The following is a 20,322-nucleotide window of genomic DNA, read 5'->3' as shown; positions in this document are numbered from 1 at the left end:
ACGGGACGGGGGCGTGGCCGGAAGGTAGCGTCTGGGGAGAGCGGGTCCGGGAACGCCGTTGTCGTGCGAGGCGTTCACGTACTACCCGGTCATGTCGGAGAGACGTATCCACCAAGCACATCCACAAGCAAGCACATCTACAAGGGGAAGACGCTCATTTGATGCCGGACCGCAGTCTGCGACTTCTCACGTTCCCGCCGCAGTCGGTGCTGCTCCGGGAGCGGCCCTCGTCGCCGCCCGACGCGCCCTCGGAGGGGAAGAGCGGTGCGGGGCAGGACGACAATCCCTTCGCGCCGCCGCCCGAGGGCACCCCGGACCGGCCCTGGCAGCCGCGGCGCCCCGAGTCCGGCGAGGACGGCGACTCCCCGCAGGGTGACGGCGGTCACTCGCCGTGGGGCAGTCAGTGGAGCGACCGGCAGCCGGGGCGTTCCTCGGGCAACTTCGGCGACCGGCCCAGCGGCCCCACCGGACAGGGCGGCCCCGAGGGCCCGGGCAACGGCGGCCCCGGCCAGGGCGGCATGCGCTGGGACCCGACGGACCCGGCCCAGCGCCGCGCCCGTTACGCCCTGCTGAGCGGTATGTGGGCCTTCTTCTTCGCCCTCTTCGGCTGGCCGTACGTGGCCCTGCTGCTCGGCGCACTGGCCCTCTACTGGGGCGGCAGCGCCCTGCGCGCCAAGTCCCCCACTCCGAACCCGGACACCCCGGCGGTGCCCGACACGCAGGGCCGCCCGCAGACGACGGCGGCGATCAGCGGCCTGGTCACCGCGTCCCTGGCGATCGCCCTGGTGGCCGCGATGTTCGTCGCGCAGCTGGTCTACAAGGACTACTACACCTGCGCGAACGACGCCCTCACGAACGAGGCCAAGCAGTCCTGCAACCAGCTGCTGCCGAAGGAGCTGCGGGGGTTCCTCGGGACCGCCGACTGACCCGACTCATGGGCGGCGCCGGTCAGTTCGCCACCGGCGGTTCCGGCTCGTCCGTGTGTTCCGCGGGTTCGGCAGGTTCCGGTGGCGTGGACGCCTCCCTCAAGGCCGCCCAGCGGGCCTCGCGGGAGGCGTCGTCGTACCAGGGGGTGGGCGCCGGCTCCGACGGCACGTCGACGGGCAGGAAGTCGTACGGGTCGAACGTCGAGTCGTGGTCGTAGGCGATGTACGGCTGATCGACGGGCGCCTGCGCCGGAACCGGTACGGGGACCGGCTGCTCCGGCCTCTTCGTCTGCTCCGGCTTCTTCGGCTTGCGGGTGAACCAACCCCGGCCGACCGCGAGCGGCCTCCGGAACCAGGGCACCGGGTCGCCCGCGACGGGGGTGGGGGCAGGGACGGGGGCGACCTCGGCTTCCCGCGGCTTCCCGATCGTCGGCGTGGGTACCCGCCGTTCCCGCAGCCGCCACGCCCGCAGTCCCAGCGCCGTAGGCACCGCCACCGCCGCGATCCACGCCAGCGCCGCTCCCCCGGTCTGCCACCACACCGGCCCGAACCGCGCCAGCGCGGCACTCCCGAGCGGCCCCCCTGACAACTCCGCGAGCAGAGCCAGCGCTACGGCGCAGAGCGCGGCGGCGAGCAGGGCGGTGGCGGCGGTGCGGCCCTGCGCCCAAGGGGCCTGTGCGGAGGGGGTGTTGGAGGAGGGGGCGTGCGCGGAGGGGGTGTGCGCGGAGGGGGCGTGCGGCGGCTGTTGGCGGAGTCCGGCGCCGGCCGCCCTCCGCTTCTGCTCCTCCGTCAACTCGCCCGTGCCATCGCCCTGTTGACGCGCGGTGCCACCGACCGCGACCCGGGCCACGAACCACCCCACCATCACCGCGGCCGCGACCGGCACCAGCCCGGCGAGCCAGTTCAGCGGGGTTCCGGTGCCCGCGTCCGGGACCGCCGCGAGGAGGGGGAAGGGCGGGAGGAGGGGGGCCGGGGCCGAGGAGAGGGGGGCGACCGTGTGGTGGACGCCGAGGGCGAAGCCGGGGCCGAGGCCGTAGGACGCGGACCACACCGCCGCGTTCGGGATCAGCGCGAGGCAGAGCAGCAGGACGGCGAACCGGCCCGACATCCCCTCCGTCAACTGGAGGAACGACGTCCGGGCGGCACCGCCGTGCCAGACCAGGGACGCGCCGAGCAGCAGCGCGCCGCCCCCGACGAGCACTGCCGCACCAAGTCCCGCGGCGCGCACCGCGGTGCCGATGCGAGCCCTCGACTCACGGGCCTCCGGGCCGAGGACGAGCCGTCGTAGCCCGGCCGGCAGGTGGATCAGCACGCTCAGCACGGGTTCGCGCGGGCGGCCGTACGCCGTCCACACGCCGGAACCGGCCGCGCCCGCCGCGAGCAGCGGCAGGCAGACCGCGGTCCAGCTCCAGGAGGGGGAGAGTTCGCCGCCGGACGCGTAGAGGGCGGCGGCGGTGCCCACGGCGAGGTAGCCGAGGGCGACGCCGGTCCAGGCGGTGCGGGCGGCGATCAGAGGCGGGGCATCGGAGTCGTCCTCGCCGTCGCTCCCGCCCAGCACCGCGTGCCGGGCCGCGCGGTGCAGCAGCCACAGGGGCAGGGCGAGGAGGAGCAGCGGGGTGACGCCCACGGGGGCGGGGACCCCGGAGAGCGTGTCGGCGCGGACGAGTTCGACGCCGTGCGCGAGGAGCCACAGGGCGGCGGCCATGTGCAGGGCGCCGCCGGGTCCGCTGTCGGGGTACGGCGAGCTGATCCACAGCACCATCACGAGCACCGCGAACGAGCCGAGCCCGAGCCCCGCCGCGACCGCGCCACCCAACAGGCTGGCGGCCAGTCCGGGGGATCGGTCGCGCATCCGGGTGAGCAGGGGCGACAACAGCGCTCGGCGGTGGGTCATCGGCATCACGCCCGCCATGCTCCCAACGACACGCGCTTTCTCGTCGTAACAGGCGAACCTCGGAAGTGTCGCTCAATATACGTTTATGTACTTTTTCGTACGAAGGGGCGTCCGGTGACGCAGAGCCCTGCAACCCCGCTCCCTCCGCCCAAGGAACGCCGACGCCTGCGCGAGGCGGGCTCGCTGACGCAGGCTCAGGTCGCCGAGCGGGTGGGCGTCAGCCGCGAGACGGTGCGCTCGTGGGAGACCGGCCGTACGACACCACGTGGCCGGAAACGGGAGGCGTACGCGAAATTGCTCACCAGCCTGGGTGAAGAGGAGACGGCGACGAAGCCTTCGGCGGTCGAGACGGTGAGGACGGTCGAGACGGTCGGGGTTGAGGTGGTCGAGGTGACCAAGGCCGAGGTGATCGAGGTCGCGGTGGCCGAGGTAATGGTGGCCGAGGTAAAGGTGGCCGAGGCCGAGATCGAGGTGGTCGAGGTCGAGGTGGTGGGCGACACCGCCGTCATCGACCCCGTCCTCGTCCCTGCCTCCTCCCCCGTCCCCGTCCCCGTCCCCGTACCGGTCGAGGAACCGTCCCGCGCGCCCCTGACACCCGCTCAGGCCTTCGACGCGCTCTACGCGTTCTGCGCCCCCGCTCTCGTACGGCAGGCCTATCTGCTGACCGGGCGGCGCGAGTTGGCGCGGGAGTCCGTGGAGCGGGCGTTCCAGGTCGCGTGGCAGCGCTGGCCCGAGGTGGCGGTCGACCGTGACCCGGCCGGCTGGGTGCGCGCGGTGGCGTACGAGCACGCGCTCTCCCCCTGGCACCGGTTCCGCCCCAGATACCGCCACCCGGAACCCCCGCCGCCGGACGCCGCCGACCGCGCCCTGCTGACCGCCCTCCTCAAGCTCCCGCCGTCGTACCGCCGCACGCTTCTTCTCTACGACGGGGTCGGGCTCGGGCTCGCGGAGACGGCGGCGGAGACGGAGGCGAGCACGCCTGCGGCGGCGAACCGGCTGCTGCACGCGCGCGAGGCGCTTGCCGCGCGGTTGCCGGAGTTGTCCGACCCGACCGAGTTGCATCGGCGGATGACCGAACTCGCCTCCACGGGGCGGTTGCACGCGGCCAAGCCGCCGACGGTTCGGTTCGTGGGCGAACGCCGGACCGTGTTCTGGACCCGGGCGGCGATCGCGTTCACCGTCGCGATCATCGGGGCGACGACGTTCACCGTGCGGGTTGCGCCCACGCGTTATGAGGCGCCGGTGCCGGTGGGGGAACGGGTGGAGGGGGTGCCGGCGCGGGTGGTGCAGGGTTCCTTGTCCGAGGAGGAGGTTGCTCTTCGGGACCGGTTGCGGAGCGGGATGACGAGCGGCCCGGAGAGGTTGGCACCGCTGAGTCGGTAGTCCGTCGACCGCGGGCCGGTGGGGGCTGGTCGCGCAGTTCCCCGCGCCCCTAAAAGACGGCCCCGATTCAGCCGGCCTGCGTTTTTAAGGAGCGCGCGGAACTGCGTCGCTTAAAAACGCAGGCCGGCCCGTGCTTTTTAGGGGCGCGGGGAACTGCGCGACCAACCACGACACACCCACAACCGCCCGACAACCGAACCCGGCACCCCAGAACGCGCCACCCCTTTCAGCAGGCCCGTCTTTTAGGGGCGCGGGGAACTGCGCGACCAGCCACGACGTGCCCGCAGCCGCCCGACGACCGGACCCGGTACCCCATGACGCGTCGATGGGCCCGCCCCCACCCAGGGGAACGGGCCCATCGACGTGGAGCCAGGTAACTCAGCCGGCCAGGATCTCGCGGGCGAGCTTCGCCGTCTCGGTCGGGGTCTTGCCGACCTTGACGCCGGCGGCCTCGAGGGCCTCCTTCTTCGCGGCGGCCGTACCGGAGGAACCGGAGACGATGGCACCGGCGTGGCCCATCGTCTTGCCCTCGGGCGCGGTGAAGCCCGCGACGTAACCGACGACCGGCTTCGTCACGTTCTTCGCGATGAAGTCCGCCGCCCGCTCCTCCGCGTCGCCACCGATCTCACCGATCATGACGATGAGGTCGGTGTCGGGGTCGGCCTCGAAGGCGGCCAGCGCGTCGATGTGGGTGGTGCCGATGACGGGGTCGCCACCGATGCCCACCGCGGACGAGAAGCCGATGTCACGCAGCTCGTACATCATCTGGTACGTCAGCGTGCCGGACTTCGAGACCAGGCCGATACGGCCCGGCTTGGTGATGTCGCCCGGGATGATGCCGGCGTTGGACTGACCCGGGGTGATGAGACCGGGGCAGTTCGGGCCGATGATCCGGGTCTTGTTGCCCTTCGCGACCGCGTACGCGTAGAACGCGGCCGAGTCGTGCACGGCGATGCCCTCGGTGATGACGACCGCGAGCGGGATCTCGGCGTCGATGGCCTCGACGACCGCGGCCTTGGAGAAGGCCGGCGGTACGAAGAGGACGGACACGTTCGCGCCCGTCTTCTCGATCGCCTCGGCGACCGTGCCGAAGACCGGGATCTCGGTGCCGTCGACGTCGACGGACGTGCCCGCCTTACGGGGGTTCACGCCACCGACGATGTTCGTGCCGTCGGCCAGCATGAGCTTGGTGTGCTTCATGCCCGTGGAGCCGGTCATGCCCTGGACGATGACCTTGCTGTCCTTGGTGAGGAAGATAGCCATGGCTGTTTTGTCCCTCGTCCCTTACTTCGCAGCCGCGAGCTCGGCGGCCTTGTCGGCCGCGCCGTCCATGGTGTCCACGCGCTGGACCAGCGGGTGGTTGGCGTCGGAGAGGATCTTGCGACCCAGCTCGGCGTTGTTGCCGTCGAGGCGGACGACGAGGGGCTTGGTGACTTCCTCGCCCTTGTCCGCGAGCAGCTGCAGCGCCTGGACGATGCCGTTGGCGACCTCGTCGCACGCGGTGATGCCGCCGAAGACGTTGACGAAGACCGACTTGACGTCGGGGTCGCCCAGGATGATCTCCAGGCCGTTCGCCATCACAGCCGCGGACGCGCCGCCGCCGATGTCGAGGAAGTTGGCCGGCTTCACGCCACCGTGGTTCTCACCGGCGTACGCGACGACGTCGAGGGTGCTCATGACGAGACCCGCGCCGTTGCCGATGATGCCGACCTCGCCGTCGAGCTTGACGTAGTTGAGGTTCTTGGCCTTGGCGGCCGCCTCAAGGGGGTTCGCCGAGTCCTTGTCCTCGAGCGCCGCGTGGTCCGCCTGGCGGAACTCGGCGTTCTCGTCGAGGGAGACCTTGCCGTCGAGCGCGATGACGCGGCCGTCGGCGACCTTCGCGAGCGGGTTGACCTCGACCAGGAGGGCGTCCTCCTTGACGAAGGTGTCCCACAGCGTCACCAGGATCTCGGCGACCTGCTCCGCGACGTCGGCCGGGAACTTGGCCTGCGCCACGATCTCGCGGGCCTTCTCGATGCTCACGCCCTCGTTGGCGTTGACCGGGACCTTCGCGAGGGCCTCGGGGTTCTCCTCCGCGACGACCTCGATCTCCACGCCGCCCTGGACGGACGCCATGGCGAGGAAGGTGCGGTTGGTGCGGTCGAGGAGGTACGAGACGTAGTACTCCTCGACGATCTCGGGCGCGGTCTCGGCGATCATCACCTTGTGGACCGTGTGGCCCTTGATGTCCATGCCGAGGATGTCCGTCGCACGCGCGACGGCCTCGTCCGGGGTGGCGGCGAGCTTCACGCCACCGGCCTTGCCACGCCCGCCGACCTTCACCTGGGCCTTGACGACGGACTTGCCACCGAGCCGCTCGGTGGCTGCGCGGGCCGCCTCAGGCGTGTCGATGACTTCACCGGCCAGCACCGGTACATCGTGCTTGGCGAAGAGGTCCCTCGCCTGATACTCGAACAGGTCCACGCGCTTCCGTCCTCAGTGATATCGCGGTTCGTTGGATGCGTGGGCGTGCCGCGAAGGGCAACGTGACGTCCGCTGTCACAAGGGAGGCGCACACGGTGACCGAGCGCGCGGCATGTCCGTCTCGCAGGTTATCGCTGCTTGCAGGGGGCCCCTAAATCGAGGGTCACACCTGAGCGGTGATACCTGTCACATGATGCCGGATTCCGTGACACGGAGTGCCGCGGGCGGGACGTACGGGCAGGTCGTTCGGGCGGGTGGTTCGGGGGCCGGCCCGGGCTGGTGGTTCGGGCGGGGCCTCGCCGGGTTGGGGTTGGCCCGGCGAGGCCCCATACCGCGAGACGGACTCCGGACAGACCGACGGCATTCGGCCGTCCGGGGTCACTGCCTCACGGAGTCGTCACTCCCAGTGCCGAACGGTCCGGGCGCAGACATTGCGTGCGGCCCGCGCACCCTGGATGGCCGCGGCGGCCCTGACCCGGGAGCCTCTCGGGACGGAAACGTGGGCGTCGACGAGACGTCGTCGCAGTTCGGCCGGGGCGATGTCGATGTTCGTGCTCGTACTCGTGCTTGTACTCGTGTTGCTGCTCATGCGTACGTCGGTTCCTCAGGCGTTCCGGAAAGGGGGGCATGGCGACATTCCGGGCAGCTCAACTGCCGGAAGGGCCCTGCCTAGCCTGGGAAGACGGGAACGTCCCGGTACCTGTCCCGGGTCTCCGCCGCGTCCGCGCCCACGACGACACCGGGCACGATCCGCACGGGCACGCGGAAGCCCAAGGTCACGGCACACGCGTCACAGTGCCGCGAGCCGCCGTTGTCCACACCCGGCTGATTGCGCTGCGCGCCGTCGGGGTCGCCGACGGGTGCCTGGTGCTGAGCGGGGGCGCGTCCGGCGGAAGGGGACAGGGCGGGACGTACGGCGGCTGCGCGGCCCACGGCCCCGACGTTCGGCCCGTACGTGGCGCTGCTGGCCACGTGGGTGGAGACCGCCACGGGCTCCGAGGCGTGCCTGTGAGCCGTGGTGGCCACGCCCACGTCGCTTCCGCCGCCGTGCGAGGGCTGTGGGGTGGCGGGGACCGGCACCGGTGTCGACTGTGCCGGAAGCGTCTGCACCGGAAGAGTCGGCTCGGCGGGCAACGAGGGCGGAGTCGGCAGCGACGAAAGCGGCGGCACCTGGACCTTGGCCAACACCTCGGTCACCGTCTTCACGACATCGGCGACCGGCTGTACGACCTGAGCCGTGGTCTCCGGAACCAGCACCGGAACCGACTTCACCACCGAAGTCACCACCGGAATCCCGGGCTTGCCCAGACGCACCGGCTGCGGCTGGCCCAGACGCACCGGCCGCGCCGGGACCGAACCGCCCTCCGCCGCCTGCGCCTGCCCCCCGAAGACAACGCCGAGCACGAACAACCCGCCGACCAGCAGGGCGACTTGGAGCACCCGTCGACGCACACGCCGCCCAACCGCCGTACGCGTCACGCGCAGGGCGGCACCGGACAGTGCGGCGGGCCAGTTCATGAGGCGACGATCCTCGCACGGGTGTCCCCTGGACGCACAAGCCCCCTACCGCACACGCCAGTTCGTCACGCGGTGTCCGGTATCGGCAACGGCCGCTTCTCGATCGCCGCCGCCATCACCTCCGGGAACAGGTCGGGCGTACAGGCGAAGGCCGGCGCGCCCAACGCGGCCAGCGCGGAGGCGTGTTCGCGGTCGTAGGCGGGCGTGCCCTCGTCGGAGAGCGCGAGCAGGGTCACGAACTGCACCCCCGACGCCTTCATCGCCGCCACCCGCTTCAGCATCTCGTTCCGGATGCCCCCCTCATAGAGGTCGCTGATCAGCACGACCACCGTCTCCGCGGGCCGGGTGATCTGCGACTGGCAGTACGCGAGCGCCCTGTTGATGTCCGTACCGCCGCCGAGCTGGGTCCCGAAGAGCACGTCCACCGGGTCGTCGAGCTGGTCGGTGAGGTCGACGACCGCCGTGTCGAAGACGACGAGCCGGGTGTTGATCGACCGCATCGACGCGAGCACCGCCCCGAACACGGAGGCGTAGACGACCGACGCCGCCATCGAACCGGACTGGTCGATGCAGAGGATGACCTCCTTCTTCACGGACTGGGACGCCCGCCCGTATCCGATCAGCCGCTCCGGCACGATCGTCCGGTACTCCGGCAGGTAGTGCTTGAGGTTGGCCGCGATCGTGCGGTTCCAGTCGATGTCGTGGTGGCGCGGCCGGTTGATACGGGCGCTGCGGTCGAGCGCGCCGGTGAGGGTGGCCCGGGTGCGGGAGGCGAGCCGCTTCTCCAGGTCCTGGACGACCTTGCGGACGACCGCCCGCGCCGTCTCCTTCGTGGTCTCCGGCATCGCCTTGTTGAGGGAGAGCAGCGTGCCGACGAGATGCACGTCGGCCTCGACCGCCTCCAGCATCTCCGGTTCGAGGAGCAGCGCGGACAGCCCGAGCCGGTCGATGGCGTCGCGCTGCATGACCTGGACGACGGAGGACGGGAAGTACGTCCGGATGTCCCCGAGCCAGCGCGCGACGGACGGCGCCGACGCCCCGAGCCCCGCCGAACGGTCCTTCGCCGCCCGCCCCTTGTCCTGCCTGCCGTACAGCGCGGCGAGCGCCCCGTCCATCGCGGCGTCGTGCCCGGACAGCTCGCACCCGGTGCCGTCGGCGGCATCACCCCCGAGCACCAGCCGCCACCGCCGCAACCGCTCCTGGCCGAGCTGGCCGGACCGGCCAGGATCCGCGACCTCGCTGTCCGCGACCGTCTCGGTCCCCCGGTGGTCCCCGTACTCATCCGCGCACCCCCGTACGCAGCCCTTCCCACAGCGGCACGACCCGCACGGCCGTCACCGGCCGGTCCACGCCCCCACCGGCACGCGCCAGTTGACCCCTCTCCCCCGGCCTCCGCGTGCTCTGCCTGTTGTTGCCCGTCATCCCGCCACCCCCACAAGCTCGTTGTCGTCCAGCCCCAACAGCAGCCGCAGCACCGGCACCACCGCGTCCGCGCGCCCCGCGTCCAACTCCGCCCCGAACCCGGGTATCCCGGCCGCCGTCGCCGCCGTACCCACCTGCTTCCCCGGCCCGCGCCGCACCAACTCCCCGAGTGTCCGGCGCACTCCGGACTCGTACGACGAGAACGTTCGCCGCAGCAAAGGCAGTACGTCCGTGAACGCCTCCGCCGGCACTCCGGTCAGCCACGCGTCCACCAGCCCGAGCAAGCGCTCGTCGTGCACGAGGAGCAGCCCGCCCCCGCCGCCGACGAACCCCTCGATCCACGCGGCCGCGTCGGCGGGCGGTGTCCCTGGCGAGAGCACGAGCCCCATCAGCCGGGCCGCCTCGTCCGGCCCCAACTCCCCTTCGTCCAGCAGGAGTCGTACGGCTCGGCCTCGGATGACGCCGGGGACGGTGTCCCGCGCGGAGAGCGTGCGGAGGACGGCGCGCCAACGGTCCCGCAGGCCACCGTGCCCGGGGCCGGGGCCAGGTCCGGAACCAGGTCCGTCGCCCTGCCCAGGCGCAGAGGTGTCACCATGCCCGGGTCCAGAGGCGTCGCCCAACAGCGCCACCGCCCCGTGCACCGCGTCCACATGCCGCCGCATCTCCTCGGCGGCGTCCGCGTCAAGGGCCGCGCAGGCCGGGGGCAGCCCGACGAAGACGCGCTCGGCGAGGCCCGCCGCGACCTCCGTCAGCGCGCCGGTGTCGGTGCCGCGTACGTCGCCGTAGCGCAGCGAACGGACCAGCGCGGGCAGCGCCTGGGCGAGATGGCCGACGTCGGTGTCGAGGGCCGCGCGGTCGGCGAGGACCTTCATCACCACCGGGAGCGCGTCCGGCAGTTCGGCCAGCAGGCAGTGCTCGGCGAGGGCGGTGACGTCGGCGAGGCTCTGCGCCCCGACGGCGTCCGCCTCCGCCTTGGCGGTCGCCGCCGCGAGCACGGTGGTCCCCCAGACTCCGGCCTCGGCGACCCGCACCGCCAACTCCGGCTCCCAGCGCAGCCGCCAGGTCTCCCGGAACGTACCCGTGCTCCCCCGCGACACGGTCGGCTCGCCCCACTCGATGCGCAACAGCCGCAGCCGGTGCAGAAGCCTGCTGCGCCCGGCGTCGGTCTCCTTGCGCAGGTCGAGCTCCAACTCCCGCTCCAGCGCCTCCGGTTTGATCCGCAGCCTGCGCTGCGAACGGTCGAGGTCGCGCTGCAACGGCACGGCGGGCGCACCCGGCGGCACCTCGCCCAGCACATCCCCGACGACGAGCCGGTCGTGCACCAGCGCCAGCGGGATGTCCGAGCCCTCGCACATCACCGCCCGCACGGCGTCGGTGGTCTCTCCAAGCCCCGGCAACGGCCGCCCGCGCATCACGGCAAGCGTCTCCGCCAGCCGTACGGCCTCGATGACATGGGCCGGGGAGACGATCCGGTCCTCCTCCCGGAACAGTCCCGCGACCTTGGTCATCCACCGCTCGACCGGCCGGTCCGGGGCGCCGAACAGATGGCCGTACCAGCCCGGCGAGTCGATCCCCGCGCCGTACCCGCTGGCCCGCGACAGCCGGCGGTGCGTCCACGGCACCCAGGTCAGATCGGCCTTGACCTTGGGCAGCCCCTTCAGCAGCGCGCGGTCCGCCGCGACGGACGCCTTCTGCCGCAGCGCGGGCACGTGCCAGGCCCCGCACACCACGGCCACGTCGTCCTCGAACTCCCGCTGCGCCGCCCGCACTTGGAGCCGCATATACGCCTCACGCACCAGATCCCGCTCGTGCCCGCCGACCCCGTACGTCTCGCGCAGCGCCCCCATCGCCTCCTCAAGCGCGGTGAACGGCGCGAACGCGTCCCGCTCCCCCACACCCCGGTGCTCGACGACGTCCTCCCACCAGCGCTCGGGATCGTCGTAACCAGCGGCCTCGGCAAGGACGGCGAGGGGATCGACGCGGATGTCGGTGCCGGGGTCGGAGGCGCCGGGTTCGGAGGCGCCCGGGGCGGAGGGGGTCGAGGCGGAAGGATCCGGGCCGGAGGGGTCCGGGCCGGAGGGATCTGAGGCAGAAGGGGATCCGCTGGGCGGTGTCTCGGCAGTCGGTGTCTCGGCAGCCGGCGTCTCGGCGGTCGGGGCCGGCTGTTCCTTCCCCGTCGACTCGCCCTCGGCGTCGTCCTTTCCCCACGCCAGCGTGTGCGTGGCCGGGAGGTCGATGAAGCGGGCCGGGACCTCGTGCTCCAGGGCCCAGCGGATGGCGACCCATTCCGGGGAGAACTCGGCCAGCGGCCAGAAGGCCGAGCGGCCCGGCTCGTCCACGGCGTGGCCGAGGAGCGCGACCGGCGGCCGCATGTCCTCGTCGGCGGCCAGCGGGATCAACGCGTCGGCCTCCGGCGGCCCTTCGATCAGGACCACCCGCGGCTGAGCCGCGTCCAGCGCCGCCCGCACGGCCCGCGCCGAACCGGGCCCGTGATGCCGCACCCCGAGCAACAGCGGCCCGGCACCCCGGCCCCCCTCAACTCCTGCCACTACGTCCCCCTCCCCTCCGGATCGGACTCCACACGGAGTCGTCGTCGACCAGCCCCCTGAAGCCGCTCACGCGCTCACCTCCCGGCAGGCCCGGTAGAAGTCCTTCCAGCCGTCGCGCTCGCGGACGACCGCCTCCAGGTACTCCTGCCAGATGACCCGGTCGGCCGCCGGATCGCGGACGACGGCGCCGAGGATGCCCGCGGCGACATCGCTGGGCCGCAGCAGTCCGTCACCGAAGTGGGCTGCCAGGGCAAGGCCGTTGGTGACGACGGAGATCGCCTCGGCCGTCGACAGCGTGCCGCTGGGCGACTTGAGCTTCGTCCGCCCGTCCGCGGTGATCCCGTCGCGCAGTTCGCGGAAGACGGTCACCACGCGGCGGATCTCGTCGACGCCCTCGGGCACGGCGGGCAGGTCGAGGGAGCGGCCGATCTGGTCGACGCGACGGGCGACGATCTCGACCTCGGCATCCGCGCTCTCCGGCAGCGGCAGCACCACCGTGTTGAAACGGCGGCGCAGCGCGCTGGAGAGGTCGTTGACTCCACGGTCGCGGTCGTTGGCCGTGGCGATGAGATTGAAGCCGCGGACGGCCTGCACCTCCTGCCCCAACTCCGGTATCGGCAGCGTCTTTTCCGACAGGATCGTGATGAGCGAGTCCTGTACGTCGGCCGGGATCCGGGTCAGCTCCTCGACCCGCGCGGTCATCCCCTCCGCCATGGCCCGCATGACGGGGCTGGGCACGAGGGCGTCCCGGCTCGGGCCGTTGGCCAGCAGCTGCGCGTAGTTCCAGCCGTAGCGGATCGCCTCCTCCGGAGTGCCGGCGGTGCCCTGCACGATCAGGGTCGAGTCACCGCTGACCGCCGCCGCGAGGTGCTCGGACACCCAGGTCTTCGCGGTGCCGGGCACGCCGAGCAGAAGCAGGGCGCGGTCGGTGGCGAGGGTGGTGACGGCAACCTCGACGATGCGGCGCGGGCCGACGTACTTCGGCGTGATCACCGTGCCGTCCGGCAGCGTGCCGCCGAGAAGGTACGTGGCGACCGCCCACGGCGACATCTTCCAGCGGACCGGACGCGGCCGGTCGTCCTGCGCGGCCAGCGCGGCGAGTTCACCGGCGAAGGCGTCCTCGGCATGCGGCCGCAACGCCTCGTCCGACGGCTTCTCGTTCGCCTGCTCAGGCGTGGTTCCTACGGACACAGTCATGGCTGAGGCCCCCTCCAGCTCGGCCGGTTCGGATCTGGTGTCCACCTTGCACGACCCCACTGACAACGCGTTCCGACCTGCGAAAACGCGTTCACGAAGCCGGTCGCGGGACCGCCCGCACAACCACCCGCGGCCCGCCCGCGGCCCACCTGCGGCCCGCCTGCACCCCAGCGCCCCGCCAGCCCGCCCACCGCCCGCTCGCAGACCGCCCACCGCCCGCTCGCGGACCGATTGTCAGTGCCGGGATCTACCTTCGATGACATGACTCAGCAGGGGGTGCGCTGGACGGCTGATCAGGTGCTGGCACTGGCGCCTGACGCAGCGTCACGCAAAGCGGGAAGCAAGCTCGGGGCGGCGGGGCCGTGGTCCGAGGCGGGCAGTTCTGACGAGGGGACGGTGTGGGGGCTGTGCAAGGGCAGTGGCAGCAAGCCGTATCAGACGGTCGTCGACATCGCGGACACCGCGGGGCCGGCGTACAAGTGCAGTTGCCCGAGCCGCAAGTTCCCGTGCAAGCACGCGCTGGGACTGCTGCTGTTGTGGGCGGGCGAGGACGGCGCGGTCCCGTCGGGGCAGGCGCCGGGCTGGGCCGAGGAGTGGCTGGCGGGGCGGCGGAAGCGGACGGAGGAGAAGCGGGCGGCGGGGGCGTCCGCTTCCCCGGCCGCCGCTGATCCGGAGGCGGCGCGGCGCCGGGCGGAGCGCCGGGCCGAGCGGATCACCGCCGGCGCGGGCGAGCTGGAGCAGCGGCTGACGGACCTGCTGCGCGCCGGCCTGGCCTCGGCGGAGCAGGCGGGGTACGGGCTGTGGGAGGAGACAGCGGCCCGCATGGTCGACGCCCAGGCCCCCGGACTGGCCGCGCGCGCGAGGGAGTTGGGGGCGATCCCGTCCTCGGGCCCCGGCTGGCCGGTCCGCCTGCTGGAGGAGAGCGCCCTGCTCCACCTCCTCGACCAGGCCTGGCTGCGCCGCGAGCACCTGCCCGACGACCTGGCGGCCACGGTCCGCTCCCGCATCGGCCTGCCTTCCTCCCCGGACGGCCCGCCCCTGCGCGACCACTGGCTGGTCCTCGCCCAGTACGACACGACGGACCCGAAACTGACGACCCGAAGAATCTGGCTGCACGGCACGGACTCGGGCCGCACCTCCCTACTCCTCTCTTACGGCGCCGCCGGCCGCGCCCCCGAGTTGGCACTGCCCATGGGACTCGCCCTGGACGCGGAGGTGTCCGCGTTCCCGGGCGCCGGACAGCTCCGGGCGGCCCTGGGTGAGCAGTTCGCGGCCCCTTCGCCTACGACGGCCCGACCGCAAGGGGTGCCGACAGCTCAGGCCGCCGTCCACTACGGGGAGGCCCTACGGCACGACCCGTGGCTGGATTCCGTCCCGGTGACACTGGACCGCGTCGTCCCCACCCCGGACGGCGACTCCTGGCAACTGGCGGACGCCGACACGGATTTGGCACTCCCGCTCACCCCCACCGCCCGTTCCCGCCCCGGCCTGTGGCGGCTCGTCGCCCTCTCCGGCGGCGCCCCGGTGAAGGTCTTCGGCGAGTTGGGCCACCGCGGCTTCACCCCGTTGACGGCCTGGCCGGAGGGCGCGGGAGAGCCGGTGTCCCTGTGCTGAGCCCACTCACCGACTCGATGGAAGGCACCGCATGAACAGCACCCCCGCTCCGGCGCCCCCGGCGGGCGACTGGGAAGAGCTCGTCACCGCCGCGCTGCTCGGCACGGACCGCCGTACACCTCCGGGGTGCGCGCCGGGCCAGGACGCACCCGTGGCCCTGCTGGACGCGGCGGCCGTGGAGACCGTACGGCGGCGGGCGGGGCTGACTCCGACGCGGGCGGCCGAGCGCCCGGAACCGGCCGCGCCCGACGCGCGTCCGGCGCTGCCCGCCGCGGCGGCGCGCAGGCTGGCGATGCTGCTGACCGACCGTCCCGGTACGGGTGGTGGGGGCCGTAGGGGCACCTCGCCGGATCTCATGGAGCTGCTGCCCCAGTGGCTGACGGCGGCCAACGCGCGCGGGTTCGCCGCCCCCGTCCAGGCCTTGCCCGCGCTGCTGGACGCGGCCCGGGGGCGTACGGATCTGCGGCCGGCGGCGCTGGAGTTCGCTGGCCCGCGCGCGTTGTGGCTGGCCCGGCTGAACCCGGACTGGCGGTTCGCCCTGCGCGCGACACCGGGCGGCGGCACGGCCCTGCCGGACCTCGACGCCCCGGACCAGGTCCAACTGCTGTGGCAGGAGGGGCTGTTCGCCGAGCGGGTCGCCCTGCTCGCGGCGATACGGGCGCACCGGCCGCCCGCCGCACGGGAGTTGCTCGTCACGACCTGGGCGACGGAGCGGGCCGAGGACCGGCTGATGTTCCTCGACTCGCTGCGGATGAGGCTCTCCGCCGAGGACGAGCCGTTCCTGGAGCAGGCGTTGGCCGACCGGAGCCGCAACGTCCGTGCCACGGCGGCGGAGTTGCTGTCGGCACTCCCGGACTCGGCGCTCGCCGCGCGGATGGCGGTACGGGCGTCGGCCTGCGTGGCCGTCGACCGCACGCGCGAGGAACCAGGCCTGGTGGTCGAGGCACCGCACGAGTGCGACTCGGGGATGGAGCGGGACGGGGTGGTCGCCAAGGCTCCGGCGGGTCGGGGTGAACGCTCGTGGTGGCTCGGCCAGTTGGTGGAGGCGACTCCGCTCGGGACCTGGGAGCGGCGGCTCGGCGGACGTACGCCCGCGGAGATCGTGGCGCTTCCGGTGGCGGACGACTGGCGGAGCGAGCTGCACGCCGCGTGGTGCCGGGCGGCGGTACGGCAGCGGAACGCCGAGTGGGCCCGGGTGCTGCTGGGGACCCCGTCGGCACCGGAGGCGGGCGGGCCGGGGGCGGTGTCCCTGGCCGAGCGCGCCAAGCTGCTCAGCACGCTGGGCGGGGGCGAACGGGCCGACTGGGTCGCCGGGTTCATCGCGGCGCAGGGGCTGTCCGAGGCGTTTCAGCTGCTCGGGGTGTGTGCGGTGCCGTGGGCCGCGCCGCTTGGGCGGGCTGTCGTGGACGCGCTCAACATCGCTCGGGACGCGGGGAGTTACCCGTGGAGTTTCAGTGGGGTGATGGGGCTGGCCGAGCGGTGTCTCGATCCGGGCGAGGCGGGTCGGCTGGACGGGTTGCTGGCGGTGCCGGACGAGACGGAGGACGCGGCGCCGGGTGCGGGGGGTTATTGGGCGGAGGCGTTTCAGCGGCTGGTCACGACGTTGCGGTTGCGCGCGGCGATGACGGAGGAACTGGGGGCGCCGTAGAAACCAGGGGAGCCGGAGGCGCCGTAGAAGCTTGGGGGCTGTGCCCCCAAACCCCCCTTCGGCCTGAACAGCCTCGTCCTCAATCGCCGGACGGGCTGACAATGCCGGCCCGCACTGAAAAGCGAACCCCCGTCCGCCGAAGGCCCTACGCCCCCGCCGGCTGCCGCACGTTCTCCCGCACCCAGTCCACGATCGCCTGCGTCGTCGCCCCGGGTGTGAAGATCTCCGCGACGCCCTTCTCCTTGAGGGGGGCGATGTCCGCCTCCGGGATGATGCCGCCGCCGAAGACGAGGATGTCCTCCGCCTCGCGCTGCTTGAGGAGGTCGATGACCGCGGCGAAGAGGGTGTTGTGGGCGCCGGAGAGGATGGAGAGGCCGATCGCGTCGGCGTCCTCCTGGATCGCGGTGTCGACGATCTGCTCGGGGGTCTGGTGGAGGCCGGTGTAGATGACCTCCATACCGGCGTCGCGCAGCGCCCGCGCGATCACCTTGGCCCCGCGATCGTGGCCGTCGAGCCCCGGCTTGGCCACCACCACGCGGATCGGACCGGCTGCCACACCCATCACTGCCTCCATGAAGCGACTGCGTTCATCCCTACCCACGGGTACCGCGGTACCCGCATCAGTGCGGGAAGTGAACGAACGTTATCTCCAGCATCCCGCAACCGGCAGTTTCGCGGCGGATACCGAGGGGGAAATCACACGATGGGACACGTTCGCCGCGCAGCGTTCCAGCGGGAACAAGCGCACCGGGAGCCGCAACGAGGTCGCCGTACCACCGCGCCGCAGGCCGCGCGGCCCGGTGGTACGGCGCATCGGCGCAGGCACGTAGGGCACGCAGGGCAGGTACGGCACGACAGCGGGAAGCCTCGTCGCCAGACCGACAGGGCTCCTCGGTACATCGACGGCGTCGGTCACGCCGTGCGCCGCACTCACCCCACGCGTATCCCTCGGGCACCGCCGGTGACCCTCGCCGTGGCCTCCCACGAGGGCACACGGGGGACGGAGCTGTCGTTCCGTGTGCCGACAGGAGGTCGGCCATGAAGGTCACCGGGGCTTCAGTGCCCTTTCTCCCCCTCTGTCAGCGCCTCCTGCCCAGCAGGCTGGCGGGCCTCTCGATGACCCTCCTGAAAGCGACCGCCCTGGAGATCGTGATCCTCGCGGGCCACCTCCTCCTCTATCCCTCCGGCATCACCCAGGAACACCGGGAACCCCTGCCCGAGCCGCCCTCCCCCGAGGACGCGACACAGCTGCCGACCGAGGCGAAGCCGCCGGTGGTGCTGCTGCACGGGTTCATCGACAACCGCTCGGTCTTCGTGCTGCTGCGCCGCTCCCTGGCCCAGCACGGCCACCGCCAGGTCGAGTCCCTCAACTACTCGCCGCTGACCTGCGACATCCGCACCGCCGCCGAGCTGCTCGGACGGCACATCGAGGAGATCTGCGAGCGCACCGGCAGCCGGGAGGTCGACATCGTCGGGCACAGCCTCGGCGGGCTGATCGCGCGCTACTACGTGCAGCGGCTCGGCGGCGACCTGCGGGTCCGCACGCTCGTGACGCTCGGCACACCGCACTCCGGCACGGCCGTCGTCCCGCTGGCCAACGCCCACCCGATCGTCCGGCAGATGCGGCCCGGCTCGCCGGTGATCGAGGAGCTGGCCCGCCCCGCGCCCGGCTGCCGTACGCACTTCGTCAGTTTCTGGAGCGACCTCGACCACCTGATGGAGCCGCTGGAGACGGCCTGCGTCGACCATCCCGACCTGATCGCCCAGAACGTCCAGGTCAGCGGCATCGGCCACCTCGCCCTGCCGGTCCACCCGGCTGTCGCGACCGGCATCCGCCAGGCCCTCGACACCCCGCTGCCGGAAGCCCCGGCCGCGAACCGCACCGGCGCCCACGCGAACCCCCGCACCGGCGGCCTGACAGTGGCCTGACCGGATACCGACAGCGGGCACACAGCACCCCGAAGATCGAACGCTATTCGAACCCACGGCCAAACCCGTGCCCGCCGTCCCCCGAAACACGGTCGAATGCCCGTTTCCTGCTGACGCGAAACCTGACGAAGATTGTCGCGCCCGCATACTGCCGGGTACAGTCCACCGCACTGCTCTGGCAGCCCCTGTTGTCGAGGCGAATAGAGAAGTTGGTGAACGATCGTCACCCGTCGGGGACCATGACCACCCCGGCTCCGGCTTCCGATGCCACCTCGGCGCACTACGCGTCGTACGGCGGGCAGGACGCCCAGTACGGTGACTTCACCACGTACGGCGACCACACCGCCACGGATTTCCACCCGGGCGCGGCCGCCCAGGCCACCGCGACCTTCGCGACGGACCCCCTCTTCGGCGACATGCCGGGCAACGGCCATGGCCACGGGCAGGACACCGGGTCGCACGCCACCGGCGCCTACGACTCCTCCGCCTGGTCCACGGGTGCCCAACACACCCTGAACTACGACCCGTACGCGGCCCAGCACCACGCCGCCTACGACACGGGCGCCTACGAGACCACCGCCTGGTCGGCCGACTACCAGCAGCTGTCCGCCATCCCGCCGCAGACCGGTGCCCCCGATGTCAGCGGCCAGTGGGACGCGAACGCCTGGCTCCAGCCCGACACTTCGGCGCATGCCGCCACCCCCGCCGACCAGACCCAGCAGTGGCAATGGGGCACGCAGACCTTCGACACCGGTACCTACGACGCCACGCAGTGGAACGCCGACGGCACCGCCGCCGACGCGACCACCACCTTTGAACAGGCGTCGTACGACGGGACGCACGAGGGCACGTACGACGAACCCGCCCCGGAAGACGGCGAGTTGACCGGCGAGTTGACCGCCACCGGCGAGCTGCCCGTCCTCGACGAGGCCGAGCCGGAACCGGACGGGTCCTCGTCACAGCCCGAACTCCTCGACGACCAGGAGGAGTTCACCCCGTCCGCGGCCCCGGCCGGTTCGCGCGCCGCGGCCCGCAACGGGAGCCGTTCCCGCCGCCGGACGCCCCCGAAGCGGTCCGCGCTGATGACCATCGCCGTACCGTCCGCGTGTGTGATGGGGGTCGCCGGGATCGCCGCCGCGTCCGTCGGCACGTTCACCGGCGGCAGCGACACGACGGCCTCCGCCTCGGACGCGACCTCGGTCAAGCCGTCCGTCGCGAACAACAAGCTGGACGCCCAGATCAAGAGCCTGTCGGCCGGTGCCGACGACTTCGCCGACCGGGCCAGCCGTACGCAGGAACGTATCGACCTCAAGGCCCAGCAGGAGGCCGAGAAGAAGAAGGCTGCGGCGGAGGCGGCCCGCAAGGAGCGGCTGCGCCCCAAGTACGTGCTGCCGGTGACGCAGAAGGGCCTCAGCGCCTACTTCGGCCAGGCCGGCGTCAACTGGATGTCCGTGCACACGGGCATCGACTTCCCCGTCTCGTACGGCACGAACGTGATGGCCGCGACCGACGGCGTCGTCTCCACGAAGTGGAACAGCGCCTACGGCAACATGCTGATCCTCACCGAGAAGGACGGCACGCAGACCTGGTACTGCCACCTCTCCAGCTACCGGGTCGCCTCCGGTACGACGGTGAAGGCCGGCGACTCGATCGCGTACTCCGGGAACTCCGGCAACTCCACCGGCCCGCACCTGCACTTCGAGGTACGCCCGGCGGGCGGGGCGGCGATCGACCCGCTCCCGTGGCTCCGCAGCCACGGGCTCGACCCGACGTAAGCCG

Annotated in this window: 15 protein-coding genes; 6 read left to right on the top strand and 9 right to left on the bottom strand. The window is 72.4% G+C overall.

The genetic code is table 11. The annotated features are described in order from the left end of the window. Positions 1 to 161: 161 nt before the first annotated feature. The gene (locus R2B38_RS25475; RefSeq protein WP_318018307.1) at positions 162 to 926 is read left to right on the top strand and encodes a hypothetical protein; all 765 of its coding nucleotides are present in this window, start codon (positions 162 to 164) and stop codon (positions 924 to 926) included. Between the two features lie 22 nt (positions 927 to 948). Here the strand turns inward: R2B38_RS25475 and R2B38_RS25470 are convergent, their stop codons facing one another. Then, complete coding sequence (locus tag R2B38_RS25470; protein WP_318018306.1) at positions 949 to 2,838, bottom strand: DUF6350 family protein; 1,890 nt, start codon at positions 2,836 to 2,838, stop codon at positions 949 to 951. 96 nt (positions 2,839 to 2,934) lie between these two features. Between R2B38_RS25470 and R2B38_RS25465 the strand changes: the two genes are divergently transcribed. Beyond that, on the top strand, positions 2,935 to 4,203 hold the full coding sequence (locus R2B38_RS25465; protein ID WP_318018305.1) for a sigma factor-like helix-turn-helix DNA-binding protein: 1,269 nt from the start codon (positions 2,935 to 2,937) through the stop codon (positions 4,201 to 4,203). Between the two features lie 378 nt (positions 4,204 to 4,581). Here the strand turns inward: R2B38_RS25465 and sucD are convergent, their stop codons facing one another. The 7 genes from sucD to R2B38_RS25430 form a co-directional block, all read right to left on the bottom strand. After that, on the bottom strand, positions 4,582 to 5,466 hold the full coding sequence (sucD, locus tag R2B38_RS25460) for a succinate--CoA ligase subunit alpha (protein WP_019066811.1): 885 nt from the start codon (positions 5,464 to 5,466) through the stop codon (positions 4,582 to 4,584). A 21-nt stretch (positions 5,467 to 5,487) separates the two neighbouring features. Continuing rightward, positions 5,488 to 6,666, bottom strand: coding sequence for an ADP-forming succinate--CoA ligase subunit beta (gene sucC, locus R2B38_RS25455; RefSeq protein WP_033280102.1), 1,179 nt, complete (start codon positions 6,664 to 6,666; stop codon positions 5,488 to 5,490). 397 nt (positions 6,667 to 7,063) lie between these two features. Further along, positions 7,064 to 7,255, bottom strand: coding sequence for a hypothetical protein (locus R2B38_RS25450; protein WP_318018304.1), 192 nt, complete (start codon positions 7,253 to 7,255; stop codon positions 7,064 to 7,066). An 80-nt stretch (positions 7,256 to 7,335) separates the two neighbouring features. Continuing rightward, a complete protein-coding gene (locus R2B38_RS25445; RefSeq protein ID WP_318018303.1) occupies positions 7,336 to 8,184 on the bottom strand; it encodes a hypothetical protein in 849 nt (282 codons plus the stop codon). A 65-nt stretch (positions 8,185 to 8,249) separates the two neighbouring features. Continuing rightward, complete coding sequence (locus R2B38_RS25440; protein WP_318018302.1) at positions 8,250 to 9,377, bottom strand: VWA domain-containing protein; 1,128 nt, start codon at positions 9,375 to 9,377, stop codon at positions 8,250 to 8,252. Positions 9,378 to 9,602: 225 nt separating this feature from the next. Beyond that, complete coding sequence (locus R2B38_RS25435) at positions 9,603 to 12,155, bottom strand: DUF5682 family protein (protein ID WP_318018301.1); 2,553 nt, start codon at positions 12,153 to 12,155, stop codon at positions 9,603 to 9,605. 66 nt (positions 12,156 to 12,221) lie between these two features. After that, positions 12,222 to 13,352, bottom strand: coding sequence for an ATP-binding protein (locus R2B38_RS25430; protein WP_318018300.1), 1,131 nt, complete (start codon positions 13,350 to 13,352; stop codon positions 12,222 to 12,224). Positions 13,353 to 13,613: 261 nt separating this feature from the next. Here R2B38_RS25430 and R2B38_RS25425 point away from each other — a divergent pair, with 261 nt between their 5' ends. Both R2B38_RS25425 and R2B38_RS25420 read left to right on the top strand, forming a co-directional pair. Beyond that, complete coding sequence (locus R2B38_RS25425; RefSeq protein WP_318018299.1) at positions 13,614 to 14,966, top strand: SWIM zinc finger family protein; 1,353 nt, start codon at positions 13,614 to 13,616, stop codon at positions 14,964 to 14,966. Between the two features lie 31 nt (positions 14,967 to 14,997). Then, on the top strand, positions 14,998 to 16,614 hold the full coding sequence (locus tag R2B38_RS25420; RefSeq protein WP_318018298.1) for a DUF5691 domain-containing protein: 1,617 nt from the start codon (positions 14,998 to 15,000) through the stop codon (positions 16,612 to 16,614). A 145-nt stretch (positions 16,615 to 16,759) separates the two neighbouring features. On the opposite strand, the gene R2B38_RS25415 is transcribed toward R2B38_RS25420, so the two are convergent. Continuing rightward, positions 16,760 to 17,176 (bottom strand): cobalamin B12-binding domain-containing protein, encoded by a 417-nt coding sequence (locus tag R2B38_RS25415; protein ID WP_033280095.1) that lies wholly within the window; start codon positions 17,174 to 17,176, stop codon positions 16,760 to 16,762. Positions 17,177 to 17,652: 476 nt separating this feature from the next. On the opposite strand from R2B38_RS25415, the gene R2B38_RS25410 reads away from it, so the two are divergent. Together R2B38_RS25410 and R2B38_RS25405 are read left to right on the top strand one after the other, a co-directional pair. Next, positions 17,653 to 18,543: an esterase/lipase family protein gene (locus tag R2B38_RS25410; protein ID WP_318018297.1), complete on the top strand. Its 891-nt coding sequence runs from the start codon at positions 17,653 to 17,655 to the stop codon at positions 18,541 to 18,543. Positions 18,544 to 18,782: 239 nt separating this feature from the next. After that, positions 18,783 to 20,318, top strand: coding sequence for a M23 family metallopeptidase (locus R2B38_RS25405; RefSeq protein WP_318021781.1), 1,536 nt, complete (start codon positions 18,783 to 18,785; stop codon positions 20,316 to 20,318). Positions 20,319 to 20,322 lie beyond the last annotated feature (4 nt).

It is taken from the genome of Streptomyces sp. N50 (assembly GCF_033335955.1).
Lineage (GTDB): Bacteria > Actinomycetota > Actinomycetes > Streptomycetales > Streptomycetaceae > Streptomyces.
Note: the sequence above shows the minus strand (reverse complement) of the source record. Positions and strands in the feature narration are given on the sequence as shown.